Annotated in this window: 28 protein-coding genes; 15 read left to right on the top strand and 13 right to left on the bottom strand. The window is 40.5% G+C overall.

What is annotated here, in order from left to right:
- Nucleotides 1–2 precede the first annotated feature (2 nt).
- The 6 genes from truA to purF all read left to right on the top strand — a co-directional run bounded on the left by truA (nt 3) and on the right by purF (nt 5,936).
- Nucleotides 3–800: a tRNA pseudouridine(38-40) synthase TruA gene (gene truA / locus C1E24_RS09680; protein WP_138480924.1), complete on the top strand. Its 798-nt coding sequence runs from the start codon at nt 3–5 to the stop codon at nt 798–800.
- Nucleotides 801–964: 164 nt separating this feature from the next.
- On the top strand, nt 965–1,846 hold the full coding sequence (gene accD / locus C1E24_RS09675; protein WP_138480922.1) for an acetyl-CoA carboxylase, carboxyltransferase subunit beta: 882 nt from the start codon (nt 965–967) through the stop codon (nt 1,844–1,846).
- A gap of 23 nt (nt 1,847–1,869) precedes the next feature.
- Nucleotides 1,870–3,132, top strand: a complete 1,263-nt coding sequence (folC, locus tag C1E24_RS09670) for a bifunctional tetrahydrofolate synthase/dihydrofolate synthase (protein WP_138480920.1) — start codon at nt 1,870–1,872, stop codon at nt 3,130–3,132.
- A gap of 11 nt (nt 3,133–3,143) precedes the next feature.
- Nucleotides 3,144–3,821, top strand: coding sequence for an SPOR domain-containing protein (locus C1E24_RS09665; RefSeq protein WP_138480918.1), 678 nt, complete (start codon nt 3,144–3,146; stop codon nt 3,819–3,821).
- A gap of 61 nt (nt 3,822–3,882) precedes the next feature.
- On the top strand, nt 3,883–4,377 hold the full coding sequence (locus tag C1E24_RS09660; protein ID WP_058030237.1) for a CvpA family protein: 495 nt from the start codon (nt 3,883–3,885) through the stop codon (nt 4,375–4,377).
- Nucleotides 4,378–4,409: 32 nt separating this feature from the next.
- Nucleotides 4,410–5,936, top strand: a complete 1,527-nt coding sequence (gene purF, locus C1E24_RS09655) for an amidophosphoribosyltransferase (RefSeq protein WP_058030235.1) — start codon at nt 4,410–4,412, stop codon at nt 5,934–5,936.
- Between the two features lie 107 nt (nt 5,937–6,043).
- On the opposite strand, the gene C1E24_RS09650 is transcribed toward purF, so the two are convergent.
- A complete protein-coding gene (locus C1E24_RS09650; RefSeq protein ID WP_138480916.1) occupies nt 6,044–6,643 on the bottom strand; it encodes a Yip1 family protein in 600 nt (199 codons plus the stop codon).
- 231 nt (nt 6,644–6,874) lie between these two features.
- Between C1E24_RS09650 and miaE the strand changes: the two genes are divergently transcribed.
- Nucleotides 6,875–7,633 (top strand): tRNA isopentenyl-2-thiomethyl-A-37 hydroxylase MiaE, encoded by a 759-nt coding sequence (miaE, locus tag C1E24_RS09645; protein WP_138480914.1) that lies wholly within the window; start codon nt 6,875–6,877, stop codon nt 7,631–7,633.
- 31 nt (nt 7,634–7,664) lie between these two features.
- A complete protein-coding gene (locus C1E24_RS09640; protein WP_138480912.1) occupies nt 7,665–8,186 on the top strand; it encodes a YdcF family protein in 522 nt (173 codons plus the stop codon).
- A 58-nt stretch (nt 8,187–8,244) separates the two neighbouring features.
- Here C1E24_RS09640 and C1E24_RS09635 read toward each other — a convergent pair whose 3' ends face one another.
- Both C1E24_RS09635 and C1E24_RS09630 read right to left on the bottom strand, forming a co-directional pair.
- On the bottom strand, nt 8,245–8,988 hold the full coding sequence (locus C1E24_RS09635) for a UDP-2,3-diacylglucosamine diphosphatase (protein ID WP_138480910.1): 744 nt from the start codon (nt 8,986–8,988) through the stop codon (nt 8,245–8,247).
- Between the two features lie 87 nt (nt 8,989–9,075).
- Nucleotides 9,076–9,567 (bottom strand): peptidylprolyl isomerase, encoded by a 492-nt coding sequence (locus C1E24_RS09630; protein WP_138480908.1) that lies wholly within the window; start codon nt 9,565–9,567, stop codon nt 9,076–9,078.
- Between the two features lie 183 nt (nt 9,568–9,750).
- On the opposite strand from C1E24_RS09630, the gene cysS reads away from it, so the two are divergent.
- The 4 genes from cysS (at nt 9,751) to C1E24_RS20940 (ending at nt 12,400) form a co-directional block, all read left to right on the top strand.
- Nucleotides 9,751–11,130: a cysteine--tRNA ligase gene (gene cysS, locus C1E24_RS09625; protein WP_138480906.1), complete on the top strand. Its 1,380-nt coding sequence runs from the start codon at nt 9,751–9,753 to the stop codon at nt 11,128–11,130.
- Nucleotides 11,131–11,386: 256 nt separating this feature from the next.
- A complete protein-coding gene (locus C1E24_RS09620; protein WP_138480905.1) occupies nt 11,387–11,689 on the top strand; it encodes a helix-turn-helix domain-containing protein in 303 nt (100 codons plus the stop codon).
- Nucleotides 11,686–12,204, top strand: a complete 519-nt coding sequence (locus C1E24_RS09615; RefSeq protein WP_138480903.1) for a hypothetical protein — start codon at nt 11,686–11,688, stop codon at nt 12,202–12,204. Before C1E24_RS09620 ends, C1E24_RS09615 begins: the two co-directional genes overlap by 4 nt.
- Nucleotides 12,205–12,226: 22 nt before the next feature.
- Nucleotides 12,227–12,400 carry a hypothetical protein gene (locus C1E24_RS20940; protein WP_171040853.1) on the top strand — a complete coding sequence of 58 codons (174 nt, stop codon included), beginning with the start codon at nt 12,227–12,229 and terminating at the stop codon, nt 12,398–12,400.
- Between the two features lie 93 nt (nt 12,401–12,493).
- On the opposite strand, the gene C1E24_RS09610 is transcribed toward C1E24_RS20940, so the two are convergent.
- The 4 genes from C1E24_RS09610 to C1E24_RS09595 form a co-directional block, all read right to left on the bottom strand.
- Nucleotides 12,494–13,321 (bottom strand): mechanosensitive ion channel family protein, encoded by an 828-nt coding sequence (locus C1E24_RS09610; RefSeq protein WP_138480901.1) that lies wholly within the window; start codon nt 13,319–13,321, stop codon nt 12,494–12,496.
- Between the two features lie 113 nt (nt 13,322–13,434).
- Nucleotides 13,435–14,142, bottom strand: coding sequence for an LrgB family protein (locus C1E24_RS09605; RefSeq protein WP_240721981.1), 708 nt, complete (start codon nt 14,140–14,142; stop codon nt 13,435–13,437).
- On the bottom strand, nt 14,132–14,512 hold the full coding sequence (locus tag C1E24_RS09600; protein ID WP_138480899.1) for a CidA/LrgA family protein: 381 nt from the start codon (nt 14,510–14,512) through the stop codon (nt 14,132–14,134). The genes C1E24_RS09605 and C1E24_RS09600 overlap by 11 nt, the downstream gene beginning before the upstream one ends.
- A 44-nt stretch (nt 14,513–14,556) precedes the next feature.
- Nucleotides 14,557–15,348 carry a crotonase/enoyl-CoA hydratase family protein gene (locus tag C1E24_RS09595; RefSeq protein ID WP_138480897.1) on the bottom strand — a complete coding sequence of 264 codons (792 nt, stop codon included), beginning with the start codon at nt 15,346–15,348 and terminating at the stop codon, nt 14,557–14,559.
- A gap of 145 nt (nt 15,349–15,493) precedes the next feature.
- Between C1E24_RS09595 and C1E24_RS09590 the strand changes: the two genes are divergently transcribed.
- The 3 genes from C1E24_RS09590 to C1E24_RS09580 are packed head-to-tail and all read left to right on the top strand — an operon-like array spanning nt 15,494 to nt 17,270.
- Nucleotides 15,494–15,814, top strand: a complete 321-nt coding sequence (locus C1E24_RS09590; protein ID WP_138480895.1) for a DUF440 family protein — start codon at nt 15,494–15,496, stop codon at nt 15,812–15,814.
- An 18-nt stretch (nt 15,815–15,832) separates the two neighbouring features.
- Nucleotides 15,833–16,723 carry a DUF481 domain-containing protein gene (locus C1E24_RS09585; protein ID WP_138480893.1) on the top strand — a complete coding sequence of 297 codons (891 nt, stop codon included), beginning with the start codon at nt 15,833–15,835 and terminating at the stop codon, nt 16,721–16,723.
- Nucleotides 16,724–16,736: 13 nt separating this feature from the next.
- Complete coding sequence (locus C1E24_RS09580) at nt 16,737–17,270, top strand: hypothetical protein (protein WP_138480891.1); 534 nt, start codon at nt 16,737–16,739, stop codon at nt 17,268–17,270.
- Between the two features lie 78 nt (nt 17,271–17,348).
- Here the strand turns inward: C1E24_RS09580 and C1E24_RS09575 are convergent, their stop codons facing one another.
- The 6 genes from C1E24_RS09575 to C1E24_RS09550 form a co-directional block, all read right to left on the bottom strand.
- The gene (locus C1E24_RS09575; RefSeq protein WP_138480889.1) at nt 17,349–17,834 is read right to left on the bottom strand and encodes an FKBP-type peptidyl-prolyl cis-trans isomerase; all 486 of its coding nucleotides are present in this window, start codon (nt 17,832–17,834) and stop codon (nt 17,349–17,351) included.
- A gap of 12 nt (nt 17,835–17,846) precedes the next feature.
- Nucleotides 17,847–18,761, bottom strand: coding sequence for a YgfZ/GcvT domain-containing protein (locus C1E24_RS09570; RefSeq protein ID WP_138480887.1), 915 nt, complete (start codon nt 18,759–18,761; stop codon nt 17,847–17,849).
- 84 nt (nt 18,762–18,845) lie between these two features.
- Nucleotides 18,846–20,015: a glutathionylspermidine synthase family protein gene (locus tag C1E24_RS09565; protein WP_138480885.1), complete on the bottom strand. Its 1,170-nt coding sequence runs from the start codon at nt 20,013–20,015 to the stop codon at nt 18,846–18,848.
- A 28-nt stretch (nt 20,016–20,043) separates the two neighbouring features.
- A complete protein-coding gene (locus C1E24_RS09560; protein WP_240721980.1) occupies nt 20,044–20,631 on the bottom strand; it encodes a DUF1190 domain-containing protein in 588 nt (195 codons plus the stop codon).
- Nucleotides 20,632–20,636: 5 nt separating this feature from the next.
- Complete coding sequence (locus C1E24_RS09555; protein ID WP_138480883.1) at nt 20,637–21,041, bottom strand: DUF350 domain-containing protein; 405 nt, start codon at nt 21,039–21,041, stop codon at nt 20,637–20,639.
- Between the two features lie 42 nt (nt 21,042–21,083).
- A complete protein-coding gene (locus tag C1E24_RS09550) occupies nt 21,084–21,455 on the bottom strand; it encodes a PilZ domain-containing protein (protein WP_240721979.1) in 372 nt (123 codons plus the stop codon).
- Between the last annotated feature and the right edge of the window lie 85 nt (nt 21,456–21,540).

The following is a 21,540-nucleotide window of genomic DNA, read 5'->3' as shown; positions in this document are numbered from 1 at the left end:
TCATGCGTGTAGCACTTGGTATCGAATATAACGGCGCTCAATACAGTGGTTGGCAAAGACAGTCTCATGTAAACAGTATTCAACAAGAGTTAGAAACTGTTCTGTCTCGCATTTGTAACCATGAGGTCGAAGTGGTGTGTGCAGGCCGAACCGATGCAGGTGTTCATGCTACTGGTCAGGTGGTGCATTTTGATACGCACTCAGAGCGAGATATGAGCGCATTTACCTTAGGTGCTAACTCGCAACTGCCTGACGATATTGCGATCCAATTTGCGCAAGTGGTCGATGATGAATTTCATGCTCGTTTTAGCGCGACAGCACGCCGTTACCGTTACGTGATTTACAATAATCCTTATCGACCAGGTATTTTAAGAAGCGGTGTGACGCATTACCACCATCCGCTTGATGAAAAACTGATGCAAGCGGCTTGTCCTGTTATGTTAGGTGAACAAGACTTTACTTCATTTCGTGCTGTGCATTGCCAATCAAACACACCATTTCGAAAAATGCTGCACTTAAGTGTCGAGCGTGTAGGTAACTTTGTCATCATCGACGTGAAAGCCAATGCCTTTTTACACCATATGGTGAGAAACATAACAGGCACTTTGCTTGATATTGGCACGGGTAAATATCCACCTGAATGGATGGCTGAATTACTGGCACTTAAAGATAGAACTCAAGCAAGCGCAACAGCAAAGCCGAATGGACTGTATTTAGTCGATGTTGATTACCCAGAGCAATGGCAAATACCGTCGACACCACTTGGCCCTTTATTCTTACCAGATACTGAGATTGAGTAATTTTAAAGCGAAAGCTTGGGTTAGTTAATGAATTATGGCGGCTTATTTAAGACTTATACGACCAGTTTTTTATACCTTTGTCTAATAAATCATGGTTTAATGAGCTCAGTTTGTCTGAATGAATACAGACGCCACAACACAGAATTAGCATAAGAGAATTGCAAATGAGTTGGTTAGAAAAAATCTTACCTAGAACCACCAAATCATCAGGTAATAACAAAAAAGAAGTCCCAGAAGGTGTTTGGGCAAAATGTTCATCATGTGATGCAATTTTGTATAAAGCAGAATTAGAAAAGTCACACAACGTATGTCCTAAATGTGATCACCACATGCGTATTAGTGCACGTCAGCGCCTTGAAATGTTTTTAGACGATGCTGATCGTAAAGAAATTGGCATCGAGCACGAGCCTCAAGATGTGCTTAAATTCAAAGATTCTAAAAAATACTCTGACAGAATCACAGCTGCTCAAAAAGTAAGCGGCGAAAAAGATGCACTTGTTGCGATGACGGGCCGTCTTAAAGGTATGCCGGTTGCAGCTGTTGCTTTTGAATTCTCTTTCATGGGCGGTTCAATGGCATCAGTGGTAGGTGCAAGATTTGTAGATGCCGTAAACGAATGTTTAGAGCACAACATGCCATTAGTATGTTTCTCTGCATCAGGCGGTGCGCGTATGCAAGAAGCACTTATGTCACTGATGCAAATGGCAAAAACAAGTGCGGCACTGGCTAAAATGAGCGAAAAAGGCTTACCATTTATCTCAGTAATGACCGACCCTACAATGGGTGGTGTATCTGCTTCACTTGCAATGCTAGGTGATATCAATGTTGCAGAGCCTAAAGCACTTATTGGTTTCGCAGGTCCTCGTGTTATCGAACAGACTGTTCGTGAAACATTACCTGAAGGTTTCCAACGTTCAGAATTCCTACTTGAACATGGTGCAATCGACATGATTGTTGATCGTCGTGAAATGCGTGACACACTAGCACGTAATTTAGCGAAGTTTATGGACTTGCCATCTACTGAACAAGAGCATAGAGTAGCGTAAATTTTTTAATTTAAGCTGTTTTTATGTCACAAAATATACCTTGCCAATCATCAAGCCTTGATGATTGGCTTTGTTATTTAGAGCGTGTTCATCCTGCCAATATCGAAATGGGCTTGGAGCGCATCAAACAAGTTGCCGATTCGGTTAATCTTCTCAATTCTTCTTCAAAAATCATCATGATTGCCGGCACTAACGGTAAAGGTACCACAGCACGTTGCTTAGAAAGTCTGCTACTCGCTCAGGGTTACTCAGTGGGTACGTATGCTTCACCACATTTAATTCGTTATAACGAACGTGTTCGTGTAAATGGCAAAGAGTTAGACGATCAATATCATGTCGATGCTTTTGACTTGTTAGAAAAAGGCCGGGGCGAAACACCACTGACTTATTTTGAATTTGGTACGCTAGGTGCTCTGGCGATTTTTAAACGCTGCGAAGTCGATTATGTTTTACTAGAAGTAGGTTTGGGCGGTCGTTTTGATGCCACCAATATTGTTGAGCCTATTGCAAGTGTTATTACAACCATCGACCTTGACCATAAAGAGTACTTAGGCGATACCCGTGAATTAGTTGGTTATGACAAAGCCGGTATTTTCCGCACTGATAAACCAGCGATAGTGGGAGACTTAAATATTCCCCATACGGTCACTGAGTATGGTGATGAGATTGCAGCTGAACTCATTCTATCTAAGCGCGACTTTTTCTTTGAACCAAAACAGTCGTCGTTTGTTTGGCGCTATAAATCGCGCGAGTTTGAGTTTGAAAAGCCAAGTATTCCGGCACAAAATGTCGCCACAGCTTTGACATTACTGGCTCGTTTAGAGTTACTTCCTGAGCTATCAGTTATCGAAAAATGTTTAACTGATTTAAAAGTAGAAGGGCGCTTTCAAAAGCTAAGCGACTCACCAAAAGTATTTACTGATGTTGCACATAACCCAGAATCGGCACGCTACCTAAAGCAAAAATTAGTAGAGTTAAAGCAGCAAGGGTTTAAAATCCATGCATTAATCGCTATGCTTGCTGATAAAGATAAAGCCAGTGTAATCAATGAAGTGTCTGAACTAATTGATTTTTGGTCATTAGCGTCTTTAGATGGCCCACGTGCAGAGCAAGCGTCGAACTTGTTACCTTTGCTATCGCAAGAACAACAGCAAAGCGCAAACATGTTCGATTCGGTCCATATGGCACTCGATAGTCAGTTATCGCAACTTGATGACCAGACGGCAATGATTGTATTTGGTTCGTTCTTTACTGTTGCAGAAGCAATTCAGTATTGGCAAAAATAGAGAGATAAGCTGTGAACTCAGGATTTTTAAACCGTTTAGTGGGTACTAGTATTGTGGTGGTCGCTGCAATCATTTTTATACCGAATATTCTTGATGGTGAAAAGGTTCACTTCAAAGACGGTTTTAAAGCCATTCCTGAACGCCCTGAGTTCACTACGATTGAAATTCAGCAAGAGATTGACGCAAAAGCTGAGCTTGCCCCTGAGATTAAACCTGAAGCTTTGCATGATGAGATTGCACTTGACGCTGAGCCTGTGTCTACAGAAAAGGTTGATAGCTCAGAAATAAAAGAAGCTGTGAACACAGCGGAAAATGATGCAGTCTCACAACAGATACAAGTTGTAGAAGAGGCAAAACCAGAGGTTGAAGTAATAAAACCGCAACAACAAGTTGTAGAAGCAAAAGTAGATCCTTTAAAGCGTTCAGAAACGTCTAATTTAACCAGCATGGCATACGTCATACAGTTAGGTAGTTTTTCTCATAAAGCTAATGTTCAGGCATTAATGAAAAAACTAAAAAATGCAGGTTTTACTGCATTTACACGACCTATTAAAACGCGCAATGGGGAATTAACTAAAGTATTCGTTGGTCCTCAGTTAGATAAAGCAGGTTTAGAGCAAAAATTGCCCGAGTTAGAAAAGCTTACAAAACTAAAAGGCCGACTAACCCAATTCGATATAACAAAATGATCTGGTAATTGACCCTTGGCTCTTATAGAATGCGCCCCAAATTAACGACTTGTTGGTTATTATGAACTGGGTTGATTACGCGATTCTCGGTATAGTTGGTCTTTCCACCTTATTCGGACTAATGCGAGGCTTTGTAAAAGAAGCAATGTCATTGGTTGTCTGGATCAGCGCATTCTTCATTTCTAGTTTATTCTATCAATATCTAGCAACCTTCCTTACATCCATTTCAGAACCCCTTTTAAGAAATGCGGCCGCAATTGCCATATTATTTTTTGCGACCATACTGTTAGGTGGGCTTGTTAATTATATTCTGTCAGAACTTGTACAACGTACAGGTCTGTCAGGCACCGACCGTATTATAGGTATTGTGTTTGGTGCACTTCGAGGTGTATTAGTCGTGAGCGCCTTACTGTTTTTTCTGGATGCGTTTACCGGTGCACCCGATGCACCTTGGTGGACAGCATCAACTTTGATCCCTGAATTTAGTTTTGTTATTGAGTGGTTTTTCTCTTACTTAGAAGACAACTCTAGCTTTTTAAATTCAGTGAACCGTTAATCGGAAACCGTTAATCGGCGAGGAAAAATTTAATGTGTGGTATCGTTGGTATAGTCGCAACATCTCCTGTTAATCAGGCTTTGTATGACGGCTTAACTGTTTTGCAACACCGTGGGCAAGATGCAGCAGGCATCATCACAATCGATAACAATACGTTTAGCTTAAGAAAAGCAAACGGCCTTGTTAAAGATGTGTTTCATACCCGCCATATGAAGCGCCTTCAAGGCAATATTGGTATCGGCCATGTGCGTTACCCAACTGCAGGCTCTTCAAGTTCTGCAGAAGCACAGCCATTTTATGTAAACTCTCCATTTGGTATTGCCTTAGCGCACAATGGTAACCTAACAAACGCAGAAGCGCTTAAAGAGTTATTATTCAGCCAAGCTCGCCGTCATGTAAACACCACTTCAGATTCTGAAATTCTTTTAAACATCTTAGCGCATCAACTTTGCAAATCAGGTAAGTTAAAGCTTGAAGCTGAAGATATGTTCAGTGCAATTTCAAATGTGAATGAGCTAGTTGTTGGTGGTTACGCAAGTATTGCGATGATCATTGGTCACGGTATTGTGGCTTTCCGTGATCCGAAAGGTATTCGTCCACTTGTATATGGTAAGCGTGAAACTGAAAGCGGTACTGAATACATGTTTGCTTCAGAAAGCGTGGCACTTAAAGCTGACGGCTTTGAATTTGTGCGTGACGTAGCACCAGGTGAAGCAATTTACGTAACTGAAGATGGTCAACTATTCTCTCAAATGTGTGCTGTTAATACACAACATGCACCATGTATTTTTGAGTTTGTATACTTCGCACGTCCTGATTCTGTAATCGATAACATGTCAGTTTACGCGACACGTGTAAATATGGGTACGAAGCTAGGTGAGAAGATTGCTCGGGAATGGGCTGATAAAGACATCGATGTAGTTATTCCAATCCCTGAAACGTCATGTGATGTTGCGCTAGAAATTGCAACGGTTTTAGACAAGCCTTACCGTCAAGGTTTTGTAAAGAACCGTTACATAGGCCGTACATTTATTATGCCGGGTCAAGAAATGCGTAAGAAATCTGTACGTCGTAAATTAAATGCGATCGACAGAGAATTTGAAGGTAAAAACGTATTACTTGTAGATGACTCAATTGTACGTGGTACAACTTCAGCTCAGATCGTTGAGATGGCTCGTGAAGCAGGCGCGAAAAACGTATACTTTGCTTCAGCTGCACCAGAAGTTCGTTTCCCGAACGTATATGGTATCGACATGCCATCAGCTGCAGAGCTAATTGCACACGGCCGTGAAGTAGATGATATCAACCAGAGTATTGGTTCAGACGGCTTAATCTATCAATCTATTGAAGATCTTATCGCTGCAGTTCGTCAAGAAAACCCTGAAGTAACAGAATTCGAAACATCGGTATTTGATGGTCAGTACATCACAGGTGATATCGATCAAGAATACCTAAATCGTATTGATGCGTTACGTAATGACTCTGCAAAATCAACACGTGAGCAAGCAATGTCTGCTTCACTTGAGTTACATAACCAAGAAGAGTCAGAAGGTGAGTAAATTAGTTAGCGAATAACTAATAAATACACCTTAAATAAAAAGGAGCGATTATTCGCTCCTTTTAACTTTTGGATAAAAGCAAAAATTTAGGGGCTATTTAAAGCACCCTAACTAAAGGTAGGGCTAATTATGCCATTAGTCCATAAAATAGCTGTACCCGCCATAATAATTACAATTAAGACCAATCCACAAGTCACCACAGAGCTGGCATAGATAAAGCCTCGCTCCTCAGGGATGTGCATTAAAATAGGAACACCGGTATAAAGCAAGTAAACAGAATAAGCCAGTGCGGCCATACCTACAGTCACTACAAACCACAATTCAGGAAAAACAGCAGATACTGCCGACATAAATACAGGTGTGGCCGTGTAAGCCGCGAGCTCTAAAGTTTGTGTATACGTTGGCTTAGCTCCGAATGTAACCGCCATCCAATGTGCTAAATAGGCTAGAGCAAATACCCCCATAATCAGTGCAAAATACATAGCGACACCAATCAATAGGGCACTTTCATGTGTTAGAAATGCGACGTCTGATGTGCCGATGCGCCAGCCAATGTGTACAGAAGAAATGTATCCCATAATACTTGGGATTAATGCGATAAGCGCGATATGAGATAAACTATACTTCATGCTCTCATGACGATTATCTATGGTTTGCCACTCTTCGAGTGGGTGAGCGTACAAGCCCCATAAATGATTTAAAATCATAAGGCCTCCTTATCAGAATTTGGCAAAGGGTGTGTGTTTTTTATACATCTTTCATAGTTATTTATGCGTAAGAAGCATTTCTTTGTCAAGAAATGGTTAAACTTTCGTCTAATTGAAAAGTTTTGAATTCTTTGAACGCAATAATCTTCCTTTGATCCAATGCATTAGCCTGAGTCAGTTTTATGATACAATTCGCGGTAATTTTTATTAGAGCCACTTTGAGAGTCAGCCTTGGATAAGCTTTTAGAGCCAATAAATCAATTCTTACAATGCGAAACACCTACTAGTTGGATTGAAGCAGCAAAAGACCCTAAAAACCTACCTGTCATTTTAATTGACCATATGGTCTGCGAGCTAAAAGCAGCACAATCTGCTATGTATTTGATCCGTAAATACGCAGTAGATAAAGACAGTGGCACGGCGCTTTTAGAGTGGTTGAAGCCGTATGAAGATTTTACCTATCGTAAAACAGGCAGTTGGCAAGAGCTAGCAGATTGCAATAAGTTGAATAAATCTATGGTGCCTAAGGCACAGACCGCTTATGGCCAAGATTTAATTGATAAAATGGTCTTGCTTATCAAAGAAGAGTTGCATCACTTTTATCAAGTATTAGAAATCATGCATGACTGTGGTGTTGAATACGAATATTGTGCATCAAGTCGTTACGCAAGTGGACTACTTAAACATGTTCGCACTTATGAGCCTGAAAAACTCATCGACAAACTGATCTGTGGCGCTTATATCGAAGCCCGCTCTTGTGAGCGATTCGCAAAATTGGCTCCACATGTAGATAAAAAGCTCGGTGATTTTTATGTGTCGTTACTGCGCTCTGAAGCGCGTCACTATCAGGACTATCTGACACTGGCAGAAGAAATTGCAGGTAAAGACATATCTGAGCGTGTAGCATTTTTTGGTGAGGTAGAAGCTGAATTAATAGCCTCTCCAGATGAAGACTTCAAATTCCATTCAGGTGCGCCGACGCTAGCTTAGAAAAGTTTAAAAGACAGATATAAGGGATTAAATGTCAAAAGCGATTATTTTACTGGGTGGACCAAATAATGCACAAGGGGAGTTGTCTGAAATTGTTAAATCACGATGTCAGACAGCTTTCGAATACCATTTAAATTATCCAGAGTTAAAGATCCTTTGTACCGGTGGGTTTGGTGCGCATTTTAATGTGACTGAACACGCTCATGCAGACTACGTAATAGCTCATTTAAAAGTGTTGGGTGTTCCCGATACTCAATTTTTCCCCATCGCCGAAAGCCGTTTTACTTTAGAAGATGCTTTGCTTGCAAAACCTATCTTAAAACAGGCAGCTATTTCTGAAGTTGTACTGATCACCTCGAGTTTTCATATGAAAAGAGCAAAGTACATCTTTAATCGTCTTTGTCCTGAACTTTTGCTTGAGTGTGTCGAAGCGCCAACGCCTGTTTGTGAGCATGAACTAGTAAAGTTATTAGCACATGAAGCAAAGGCGTTACAAAGAGAAGCTAAAAATATAGATATGCTGTTGGCCGATATTGAAACAAAAATTCAATAAATTAGGCCATTTAGAAGAAACCAATCACGTTTGCTATATTCAATCTCAAACTAGGAAATTATCCGGTAAATGGTTTTCCTTGGTGTAACGTTTGTTCGTCTTCAGTGACCACTAAATAAGAGCTTTGCGAATACCAATCACCGAGTACTGTTCTGGTTAACGTGTCTCCGTCTTTTTCAATTGTGTGCACATTTGGTCTGTGTGTGTGACCGTGGATCATGTGTTTTACATTATGCTTTGCAAACATGTCCAAAACTGCGTCAGTAGTCACATCTAGAATATCTAATGGTTTGCCTTTTTGGCTTTCGATACTTTTTTGACGCGCTTGTTTGGCAACTTTTCTTCTATAACTGAGCGGCATAGCAAGCATTAGTTTTGGCCACCACCAGCCTCGACTTTTCTTGCGGAACTTTTGATAGGCAATGTCTTGTGTGCACATTTCGTCGCCGTGCAGAATGACAGTAGGTGTACCGTATAAATCAATGACTTGTTGTTCAGGTAATAAAGTCATGCCTGCTTGCTTGGCATATTTCTTCCCAAGTAAAAAGTCTCGATTACCATGGGTAAAAAATACTTGAATAGCTCTGTCTGACACAGAGTTTAACAGCGAAGCTACTTCGTCAGTGAGCGCTGTATGACCATCATCACCTATCCATACTTCAAAAAAATCTCCGAGAATATATAACGCATCGACGTCATCAGTCATGTGCATTTCAAGAAAAAGCTTGAATGCATTGGTGATATCAGGACGGTCTTCGGTTAAATGTAAGTCAGAGATAAAGTAGGTTTTGCGAGATGCCATTCAAAAAGCCTAGAAAGAAAATGAATAGTGAGTGTGAAAAAGACAAGGCTAGGTACATACCTAGCCTTAATTGCTTAACGCTCAGAATTAAGCAACAGTCACCTTCTCGATGATCACATCTTCAAGTGGTACGTCCTGGTGGAAGCCAGAAGAACCTGTAGCAACAGATTTGATCTTGTTTACTACGTCCATGCCTTCTACAACTTCACCGAATACACAGTAACCCCAACCCTGCGAAGTTTCGCTAGAGAAGTTTAAGAAGTCATTGTCGTTCACGTTGATGAAGAACTGAGCTGTCGCAGAGTGAGGATCTGGTGTACGTGCCATAGCAAGTGTACCAGTCTTGTTGCTCAGACCGTTGTTTGCTTCATTTTGAATTGGTGCTTGAACAGACTTTTGTTCCATACCTTGAGCGAAACCACCACCTTGAACCATGAAACCGTCGATTACGCGGTGGAAGATAGTGCCGTCATAAAAACCTGACTTTGCATAGTTTAAAAAGTTTTCAACTGTTGCAGGCGCTTCTTCTGCAAAAAGGTTTACTTTGATTTCACCAAAGTTTGTTTGAAGTACAACCATTGTGGTTACCTATTAGATATGTGTTTATTAAAGGAATGTATTTTATAGCAGAATATAAATCGGTTAAAGCTTTGTGTTAATGGCGTATTTATCGGGAAATAGCTGCAATCGGGTGTAGAGCAGGGCGTATTCAAGTGTTATGATTGCGGCTTATGTCTATTATTGGATTAGGAAACAGACTCAATGTTGCAGATATACAACACACTTACTCGTGAAAAAGCGCCGTTTAAACCTCTTGTCGAAGGCAAAGTCGACATGTATGTGTGTGGTATCACCATTTATGATTTCTGCCACGTGGGTCACGCGCGTACTTACGTTTCTTTTGATGTAATGAATCGCTACCTTCGCTATTTAGGGTTTGATGTTACATATGTACGTAACATCACCGATGTAGACGACAAAATTATCAAGCGTGCTGCTGAAAACAATGAAGAAATAAACGACTTAACGGTTCGTATGACTAAATCAATGCACGAAGACTTTGAAGCATTGAACATGTTGCCAGCTGATATTGAGCCAACGGTAACCGGCCATATGAATGAGATCATCGACATGATCGAACGCCTTGTTGAGAAGAAACACGCCTACGTTGCACAAAACGGCGACGTATTATTTGATGTATCAACATTTGAACAATACGGTCAATTGTCTCAGCAAGATTTAGATATGCTACAAGCGGGTGCGCGAGTTGAAGTGGCTGAAGGCAAAGATGATCCTCTAGATTTCGTACTTTGGAAAAAAGCCAAAGCAGGAGAACCTTCTTGGTCTTCACCTTGGGGCGAAGGTCGTCCTGGCTGGCACATCGAATGTAGTGCAATGAGCCAGAAACATTTAGGTGAGCACTTTGACATTCACGGTGGTGGTTCAGACTTACAGTTCCCGCACCATGAGAATGAAATAGCCCAGTCATGCTGCGCGAATAACGGTAACTATGTAAATACTTGGATCCATACAGGTATGGTGCAAGTAAATAAAGAGAAGATGTCTAAATCGTTAGGTAACTTCTTTACAGTGCGTGAAGTATTAAAGCAATACGACCGCGAAACAGTACGTTATTTTTTAATTAACGGCCACTATCGCAGCCAGCTTAACTACTCACAAGAGAATCTAGATCAAGCACGTTCATCTCTTGAGCGTATTTACACAGCGTTACGTGGTGTTGAGCTAGTTGAAGTTGATTACAAGCAAACAGAGTTTGCTAAGCGTTTTGAAACAGCGATGAACGATGACTTCAATACACCAGAAGCGCTGCCAGTTATCTTTGAATTAGCAAAAGAAGTTAACTTGCTAAAAGAAAAGGATGCAAAAGCGGCGGGCGAGCACGCGTTTATTCTTGTGAAGCTTGCTGAAGTGCTAGGTATTGCACAGCAACAACCAGAGCAATTCTTACAAGGCGAGCAAGACGACGACGAAGTCGCTAAGATTGAAGCGTTAATTGAGCAGCGTTTAACAGCGCGTGCGAATAAAGATTGGGCTGCTGCGGATGCAGCGCGTGATGCGTTAACGGCGATGGGCGTTGTACTTGAGGACAGCGCAGGTAAAACAACTTGGCGCAAAGCATAAATAAGCTTTAAGTTAAAAATTAATACTGAGGCTCGATATTGCACTATCGGGCCTTTTTTATGCTTGTCTATTAGTTAAGTCGAACGGACTTTTTTCTTAACATCACAAATCTTGCCTAATAAAGAACCAAAAAGAGTGTTTCACTTATGAAACGGCTCTGTTATTATACTGTAAATTTTTAGTCGTGCATGACTTAACTTAGTAAAACTGTTTTATTGAGAAAGCTAAGGATATAGCTTTTCTTGGAAAGGAAATAATGAAAGCAACCGAGCGCAAAAGGAAGACTTTTAGCTTCAAGGTTGAAGCACAGCGATTTATTCGTCAGATCAGGCAAGAACTAGGCTTAAGCCAAGCTGAGCTTGCTAAGCGTATGATATCTGAGTGCGACCAATCAACCATCTCAAATTGGGAAAGCGGTAAAAACGAAATCCCACTCAGCAAATTTATCGACATACTGTTGATCAGTGGTCGCGATCCTGCCTCATACTTTGATATTTTCGGTAAGAAAAATGACAAAGAAAATAAGAATAATAAAGATGTTGAAGAGGTGAAAGAATGACTATTCCTTTTTTAGATTGGTTAGGCTTTGTTGTATGCTTTATTAGCTTGATCGCTGCTTGGAAAGATATTAATGCAAGGTATATGTTAACTTGTTGCCTTTTATCTGCAATAGTAGGTTTACTTACTTTGCAATGGGCATTGACTAAACCGATATTATTTTATCTTTGGTCGATGAGTATTTCAGGTTTATTCGTAATTTTTGTTTTTGGCCGAAGGTATTGGGCATATAAATTTCAAAGAGTAAGTTTTTTTAAAGAAGCTTATGAACAACATCGTTATACCCCTCAAGAAGCTATTTTACTTATTATTAGCTTCGTTTGTATTGTGAGTAATTTTATTACATTTGTAGAAGTATACTTCTATTGGATGGATTGGTTAGAAAATGCCTATTACAAATTATATGTAAGAGATTCTCTTCAAAAGATAATGATGATATTAGCATATGTAGTCTGTTTTTCCTTTGTATTTAAAATTAAAAGAAAGAGTGAATTGAATTCACAAGAGATTTTATAAGTTTATTTTTGGAGAATTTATAATGGAATTAGGAATAGAAAATTTAAAGTACATTGTTGGTGGAGGTCTAACAGGTGGTGGTGCTAGCTCTCCTAGTTTACCGAAGAAATCAGAGCAACAAAGCATTGATACTGAATCATTAAACTCGAGTTTAGTGATTGATCCAACTGCTCCTCTAGAATCGCCTAAACCATAACTTAAGTTGTTCTAAAGCAAAATATAAAAGCCGTTCAATCGAACGGCTTTTTTATGCTCTGGCTAAAAGCTTAGCAATCATAATATAAATATTTTAATTCTCGTTTTTAATCGTCACCACCCGTTGTGGGAACGGTATTTCGATATCAGAGGCCTTAATCTGCGCATAGATTTGTTGGTTAACGTCTAATTTAGTATCAATCAGCTCGGTTGTAGGTGCCCAGTAGCGGTAGCTAATAATCACCGCGCTATCATCAAAGCGCTCTATGCCAATTTTAGCATGCGGCTCGTTGGCCACTTTGTCATGAGAAGAGATAATATTTCTAATAACGTTGATGGCTTTATCGCTGTCTGCACTATAAGCAATGCCTATTTCGCCCATAACTAATGAGTTGTTAAATGAGTTATGCAGTACTTCGCCAACGATATGTTTGTTAGGAATGGTGATCTCGACGTTTTCTTCGTTGATTAAAATGGTGTGACCTAATTCAATCATCTTTACCTGACCCGACTCGCCTTTAACTGAAATGGTATCGCCAACAACAAATGGGCGAGTTGCAATAATTGCAAGGCCAGAGCCGTAATTCGACAGCATTCCCTGCAAAGCCAAGCCCGCACCTAGTGAGGCTGCACCTATGGCAGCAACAAACGGGGTAATACTGATCCCGAGTTTTCCGAGGGCAATCACCACAAAAATCACAATAAGCAGCACTTTCACCACATTGGCAATAAAGTTGGTTAATGCAATATCAATATTATGCTTTAGTAATAAACGTTCCACCGTTTTAGAGAGCTTCTTAGAAACCCACAGACCTATTATGAGGATTAAGATTGCAGCAGCTACTTGCATGCTGTAGTTGACTAAATAGTCTTTAATAATGGTGTAGTAACGTTCAACTTGTTCTATTTCTTGTTGGATCACGGTCAATACCTAATAAATTTAAAACAAATAATGGAGTTAATCAGAGGTTAGCATAAGAAATAAAATAACCCATTGTTTTATAATACTTATGAGTTGCTTTATTCTTTAAGAAATCAACCACCAGTTAGCTGTGTCAATATAGCATAAAGCGTGGGCACCCAAATTGCGGTGATCAATGCACTGATTATCATGGCTGCCGAAGCAAAAGCACCAGCCTGAGGGTGGTGTTCAATCGCAGCTGCGGTGCCGATACCATGGCATACTACTCCAAGAGTGAGGCCTTTTACTCTTTGATCTTTAACTTTGAATAGATGCAACAAAGACAAGCCAAACACAGCACCAAACATGCCGATCAAGATAACCATAAAGGCGGCGATAGCAGGAATACCGTTTAATCCATCTGTGATAATGAGTGTTATTGGAGTGGTCACTGAGAGCGCCATTAAAGAGTTTAACAGTTCATCAGGTACAGCAAAGAGTTTGCATAGAATGAAGGCAATTAAAGAGGCACTGGTGACACCTATAAAACCACTTAGTAATAGCAAGCCCAAACTTCGCTTAATTTCATGCATTTGCTTATAGAGTGGGTAGGCGAGTGCGACAACCGCCACCTCTAGAAAGAAATGAATGGGATAACTGGCTTTGGAAAAGTCCTGATAATTAATATCTGCAAAAATCAGTACTGCACTCAGCATCACAATACAAAGCAGCAGAGGGTTAAGTAGAGGAGAGGGAAATTGACTATTCAGTTTTCTTGTAACTAAAAATAGCCCAGTAATGAGAACACAAACAAACATTGTGATAAGCAAGTCACTTAGCATGCTTGCCTCTTAAACTAGCAATGAATGAAACCAAGGCTAGCCCTGTCAAAGGCACCAGAAGCAATACCAGTAACAATAATGACCAATGAGTCGCAAAGACATCTACATGCTCAACTAACCCAACACCCGCAGGTATAAAAAACAACGCCATATACTTCAAGATAGGCTGGCAAGCAGGTGCAAGCCAAGATTCTTTCACTATATCCGTTATTAATAATACAAACACAATCAACATAGCCAATAACGCGCTAGGAAAAGCAATTTGAAAGTATGTGGTAGTTAGCTTTGAGATAAACAAAAAGCCAATAAGTAGCATCAAACTGGCGCTGAATTTAAACCAAGCTAAAAGATATGTTTTAGTATTATTCATAGCTCAAGTATAAAGAGTCAGTAAGGAGTGTCGATGCGACCTTCTTACCATTTTCCTCTTTGATTATATGGTTTGGCTTCGTCCTTAGTCGCATTATACATGGCGATACGGGTATTTTTACCTAATAACAGTTTGATTTGGGACCAAGTTTCTTTTGCGAGAATGCGTCTACGGTTGAAATGAAAGCTTGCTTGATTCACCCGTTTAATCGCAGCGAGTGCATCTGGAGAGCGTGTTTTGAGTTGCTCTATGATCTCATTACAACGCTTTTCAGGGTCTTCGACTATTTCAGTGATCAATCCAAGTTTAAAGGCCTCCTTGGCATCAATTGGTTCTCCTTGGCTACTCAGCAATAAGGCTTTGTCGTATTGCGTTAAGCCAAGTAATAAAGGTGCGCTGCCCATGTCTGGGCACAAGCCCCAGCGTGATTCCATAATGGCAACTTGTGTGCTGCTTTTGGCGATGCGTATATCAGCACCTAGTGCAATATGAAGGCCCCCACCAAAACTATTACCTTGCATTATGGCAATAACAGGTACTGGGATAGTATGCCAGCCAAGTACGACTCTTTGCACAAGGTTAGCGTTTCCTGGTAGCCATTTAAAAAGTAACTTAATGATATTCAGCGGTTTAGACATAACAGATTTCACATCTAGCCCTGAGCAAAAATGCTGGCCCGCACCGCGAATGACAACAGCGCGAATTTCACGCTGTTTTTTGATTTTTTTAATGCATTTATCAAGCTGAATAAACATTTCAACACTTAATGCGTTTTGTTTATCAGGGCGGTTCAGTGTGACGTAAGCAACATTGTTTATTATTTCAAGTGAAACCATTGGAAGCCTGTTTTTATTATAGTTTTAGAGTTAACACTCTATATGGCTTTGTTTGCCATGTAAATTCATCAATTCGACTCAAGACCGTAGCCAAGTAATTGACGGTTTTGTATGATAGCCACAATATTTGTTAGTGAGACTTTCTATGCCAGCACGTCTTTGTAGTATTGAAGAAGCAACCCATCAAGCTTATGAAATTTTTCAAGAGTTAGCACCACAAAATTTATCAGAGTTAGATATTGCTGAATTTAACCAACATCATGAAGAGTTTGGTTTTATCGAAGACAGTGAACCCGATGACAGTTGGCAAGAATTTGTATCACTAGAAAGTGATCTTGAAGATTTTGTACAAGTTTTAGTGGGCATTGAATACGAAGATGGTGATGAAGTGCTTGCTAAAATTCTTATCAGTCGCGACTTGGATGCGCCGTTCTGTCATGTGTTATGGAAGCAAGAAGCCGAATAAAACATTCAATAGATAAGTATGTTAATAAAAAAAATAACAATACCGGCACTCATAGCTGGTCTCTGCTTTGCTACTTTCAGCAACCCTACCTATGCGGTAGACCCATTTGAAGACTTCCATGAATACGGAGAGCTATCAGATGAAGAAATACATGAACTTCACAAAGGTGAGTTTTTATATGGCGATACTGAGTTTGGTTTGATTATTAACAAAGGTAACGCTGAAAATACTGCGTTTAAGTTGAAGGGCAATTTGTATCAAGATTTCACCCACTGGCGAAATCACTTTAAGTTTGATGGTCTTTACCGTGAAGACACTGATGCTGAGACTGGGACTGAAACGGTATCAGCGGAACGTTACTTTGTCTCAATGCAAGGTAACTATAAAATTGGCGAAGATAATGAGTCATTTTTCTTATACGCTGACTACGAAGACGACGAATTTAATGGTAAAGAATACACTGCTACTTTTGCGCTAGGGTATGGCACGCGTTTATTTGAAGGTAGAAAGAACACCGTTGATTTAGATATAGGTCCAGGTTTATCAATAACGCGAACCAGTGACGAAATTGATGTGTTAGAGGGTGCAGATCGTGTCCAGCAAGGCCAACTATTACGTTTGGCATTACAGTGGGAACGCAAAGTGTCGGAGAGAACGCGCTTTAACCAAGATATCAGTATTGAGCGTTCACTATCAGGGTTAAATACCCGAGTTTTGAGCGAAACGGCACTGGTTACTCAAGTTTTAGGTGGAATTGGTTTTAAAGTGGCTTATACCTATAGACACAACTCACAGCCTGAAGAGTATAAGCTTAAAAAAGACACTGAAATCAGCGCGACATTGATTTACAGCTTTAGTGGTGGACTGCAAGACTTCAAGCGTCCAACCCCAGTTAAAATTGAAGATTAATTAAAGAGAGTTTATGTACAAACATACACAATTTGCATGGGTGATATGGGCAATTTTATTGTGGATCAGTAGCTTTTTAGCCGTTGCTGCACAATTAATTGGGTTTAATGCGGGCATCGTTGGGTTTGCTGTATTACTCGTTTTGGTTGCCATTGCTTTTTATGGTCTGACTGTTGAAGTGAATCAAAGCAGCCATTCAGTCAGTTTTTGGTTTGGCCCAGGTGTTGGTAAGAAAACACTAAATTTTGATGATATAGAGTCTGTAAGAGCGGTTCGTAACTCGTTACGTCATGGTGTCGGAATGCGCATTAGTCATGATGGGTGGGTGTATGCAGCTGCTGGTTTCTCTGCCATCGAAATTCTGCTAAAGGATGGCACTAAATATCGTGTTGGTACAAATGACCAAGAAACCTTACTTACAAGTTTCCCTGAAGTGTTAAAGCATATTCCTGAAGTAATTAATACGCCTGAACAAACAGATATTGATGAAGACGACGAGGAGCATGAGCCAGTTAAAAAGCGTAAAGATCCATTTGATTTTAGTTAAGCAAAGCTAGCTCGTTTAGTCTAATTAAAAAATAGCGCCGAACATAACAGTGGCGCTATTTTTTACTCACAGCTTACATTAGTGCTCGTGATCAGAACCGTCTTCTGTGTGAACATGACCGTGTTCAAGTTCTTCAGCTGTTGCTTCACGCACGTCAACAATTTCAACGTCAAAAGTCAGCGTTAAACCAGATAGCGGGTGATTGCCATCTATCACCACTTCATCACCTTCAATACCAATGATGATCACCGTGTGCTCGCCTTCGTCTGTGGTCGCTCTGAATTGCATACCCACATCAATGTCCATTCCTTCGAACATGGACTTCTCAACAACTTGGGTTAAGTTATTGTGGCGCTCACCATAGCCTTGCTCTGGCTCAATTGTTACAGAAAAAGTATCACCAGCTTGTTTATCTGCAATCGCTGCTTCTAAGCCAGGTACTAAGTAACCGTGGCCTGAAATAATCTCAAGTGGCTCACCGTCATAAGTGTTATCTATGGTATTTTGCTCATCATCCATTACAGAGAAGTGCATTTTTACAACGGCGTCTTTAGTGATTTTCATAATATGATCCAATTATTGATCTTCAAGAGAATAAGGAAGAAGTTGGATTGAAACCAACTGCTCTGGAGATTGTTTTAACCTAAGTGTAGCATCTGATTGAGTATCATTTGGTAATACAGCCAGTGCAGAGTAGGTGTTTGAGTTACGATTGAAAACTTGGCAAATGATTTTGCCCGCACGACGCCAATTGTCTTCAAGTTGAATTTCTAAATCTGAGTCTTCAACTGCTTGAGAAGCATCGCCTTGTACTATGTACATAGCGCGTTTGTTTTTACCTAAATAACGCATACGAGCAACGGTTTCTTGACCTGTGTAGCAGCCTTTTTTAAAGCTAATACCACCGATTGCTTGAAGGTTGATCATTTGTGGTACAAATTCTTCAATGTAGTCACTGCTCAGAGCTGGCTCACCGGCTAAAATAGCTGCTTCTTCAAATTCAGTTGCATCTTTTTCAAGGGTAATGCCATTAGGTAATTCTGCGTCATCGTTTAATAAAACAATTAGACGCGTTTCATCGAGTTTCAGGGCAATACCGCCTGCAAACTCACAACTATTGTGTTCATCTGAGAATGAGATCTCAAATTGCGCACAGGTTGCAGCAAAGTCGTTGGTTAAAAGCCCGAATAGTTTTGGACTTTCGTGAAGCTCGATTTCAACTTTAGCGAAAACACCATATTTCTTAAGTTCTTTCGCTGAAGCTTCACATTCAGCAGGGCTGCCTAATAAATAAAACTTTGATTGATGCTTAAATAGCTTAAATGCACCCCAAAGCTTGCCCTTAGGTGAGCAATGACCTGCCCATAGAAATTGTTGTTCGTTGATTAAATTCAAATCTTGTGTCAGTTGGCCATGTAAATAGTTAAGCTGATCTTGGCCTGATACTGAAATGAGATGTTGGTTCAAAGGAAAAGCACGTGTGTGCGACATAGTATTCATCCCTATGAAATGATTTGTGTTAATGGTAGCGCATTTGAGAATATGCTTAAATGGCTATAACTTAAAAGCTGCAAATTAGCCCAAGATTATATGTGGTATGAAGCGGCTTAGATCTTGTGTGATCAAAGAGCTGTCTTCTCGAATACTCATAGCCACAGCTTCATCTTTTACCATCCAGCTCCCAATTAAAGGATAGTTGCCATCAAAGTTTGGTAAAGCATGAAAAGCTTGATAAATAAAACCTTCATCACCATAGTCGCCGCCAGAGCTTGCCAGCGTTTTACCTGCTTTGGTAATTTCTATGTTTGCCCCTTCACGAGAAAAAAGCGGCTTCTTAACAATGCCTGCGGCCGTATCGAGTTTGTGTTTATCTTTCGAAAAATAAGCTGGTAACAGGTTTGGGTGGCCTTCGTACATTTGCCAAAGTAAAGGCAAAATCGCCTTATTTGAAATGATGGCTTTCCAAGCCGGCTCTAACCATTGCATCTTTAAATTCGATAAAGCAGGTGCAAACTCATCGGTAAACATAAACTCCCAAGGATAGAGTTTAAACATCCAACTTATGGGGTTATTGTTCAGGTCGGTTAATTGGTTGGCGTCATTGAGCCCAATGTCTTCTACAAAACAAAAGCCCGTTTTTAAACCCGCCTCCATGGCACAGCTACGCATGTATTCGACTGTGCCCAGGTCTTCTTCTGTGTCTTTACAGCACGAGAAATATAAACGTTGAGCGCGATGAAACCGATGTAGCTGTCGAAAGTGTTTTATCAGTGCTTCTTGTAAGGCATTAAACTGGTCGCTTTGCCTAGGCAGTTGTCCAGCATCGACCATATCTTCGAGCCAACGCCATTGAAAATAGCCAGCTTCAAATAGTGATGTGGGCGTATCAAAATTTGCTTCGAGTAATTTGGCAGGGCCATTGCCGTTGTAACTAAAATCAAAGCGGCCGTATAAATGCGGATCCCGTCTAAACCAAGAGCGACGAATTAAATCCCACTGCTGTTCTGGGATGGCAAATAACTGCATGAGTTCATCGTCGTCACAGACCTTAGAAACTAACTCTAGTAGCATTTGATTAAGCTCGACACTCGGGTCTTCTATATCTTGCTCTATTTGCTGCAGAGTAAATTGGTAATAAACACTTTCATCCCAATAAGTTTCACCATGCATGGTATGAAAGTTAAAGCCAGTTTCTTTGGCGAGTTGTTGCCAGTGTGGGCGAGGTTGGGATGAGCTTCTGAACATAATTTGAAACTAGAGGTTAAGCTTTCGCTTAACCTCCCCAGCTACTTCTTGATGCACTACGGCCAAAACCACCACGTTTACGAGTAACGGGTTTTCGTTTTGCTTTGTAGTTCACTTTACTTGATTTGACGAGTGTAGAACCGCTACTGCTGGCACTGGCCACAAAGTCATTGTTAGAGTTTCGGTAGCTAAAGAAATCGTCACGACTACGGTATAAAGGTTTGGCACCTGAATAGTATTTGCCGCCCAACATTGCACGCTTATGTTTGCGTTTTTTCTTCAGAGCATCGAGCCCTTCGTCGACAGCTTCTGCGACTAAGCCTATCATGAAGCCTGCCATAAGAGGCTGCCAAATACCGCCATTTGACTCACATCTATCGAAGCCAAAATCACCTTCACACAATTGCTCGGTGGCGTAACGCGGGGCTTCATTTAAGTGTTGTTCAAGTGCTTGTTGATACTCCGCTTGGCATGTTTCAAACTCAATACCAAAAGAGTTACATTCCATCGTATCTTGGAATAACAAAGCGGACTCTTCACTATCACCACAGCCAGCTAATGAGCCAGTAGCGCCCATGAGTAAAGTCAGTTTAATGTGTTTGCTACGTTTCATCATGCCTCCTAGTAAGTCATACAGGCGGCGTTTAAAACTCCCGTAGCCAGTGAGGCTGCACCTAGAAATAAACCAGCACTCAAATGTTGTGCTTCAATTTTTTCAGACAGCTTCGGCATATATAAGCGAACAGTAAAAAATGTAACTAGCTGCATAATGCCCGCAATCACACCCCAAACAGCAAAATCTATAAGTGATACAGCATTCACTGCTGCACTAGCGATAGGTAAAATAAAACCAATTAATGTACCGCAAAACGCGACAGCAGCAGCAGGGTTGTTTTCTTTCATCAAACGCCATTCACAGTGTGGCGTAATGTACGTATACACAAATAAAAAGCACAGTGTAATTATATAACCTACTACAAAATAGCTAATAAAAGGCAAAAATCCTTGTAAAGATTCCAAAATCATTTTTTATCTCTTCTTATATCTGAAAGTTAGTTTTTAATTTTTCTAAGCGTTTTTAAAGGCAAGCTGTTCGATTTCTCTATGTAGAACTGCATCGTCACCTACATTTAGTTCAATCAAGCGTTTTAGGTGTGTCACACTCTCAAGGTCGATTTGATTACAGTGAAGCCCTAAATACTCAGTTTCGACGTGTCGAACTTCAACTTCCATTGAAATCAGTACATCACTGTCTGGTAAATGAAACTTTAGGTTAGCGGCTTCACCTTGAAGGGGTACATAGCCTACAGGTAAGGTGATCAACGCGCCTTTTAATGAAAGGTCGAGTACTTGGCAATTGTAATCACCGCTGGCAGTCATTAAGGTCGCCAGGTTTGAAAACAAAATACGCGTAAAACGTCTGCGTTCTTCCATCATCATTCTCTCAATATTCTAGATAATCTAAGATTAGATAGTAATACACTTAGGCTCCAGTGTAAAAAAAGCCCTGCATAAACAGGGCTTT

This window comes from Pseudoalteromonas phenolica, assembly GCF_005876835.1.
Classification (GTDB): Bacteria; Pseudomonadota; Gammaproteobacteria; order Enterobacterales; family Alteromonadaceae; genus Pseudoalteromonas; species Pseudoalteromonas phenolica_B.
This window is presented reverse-complemented; position numbering and strand designations above follow the sequence as displayed.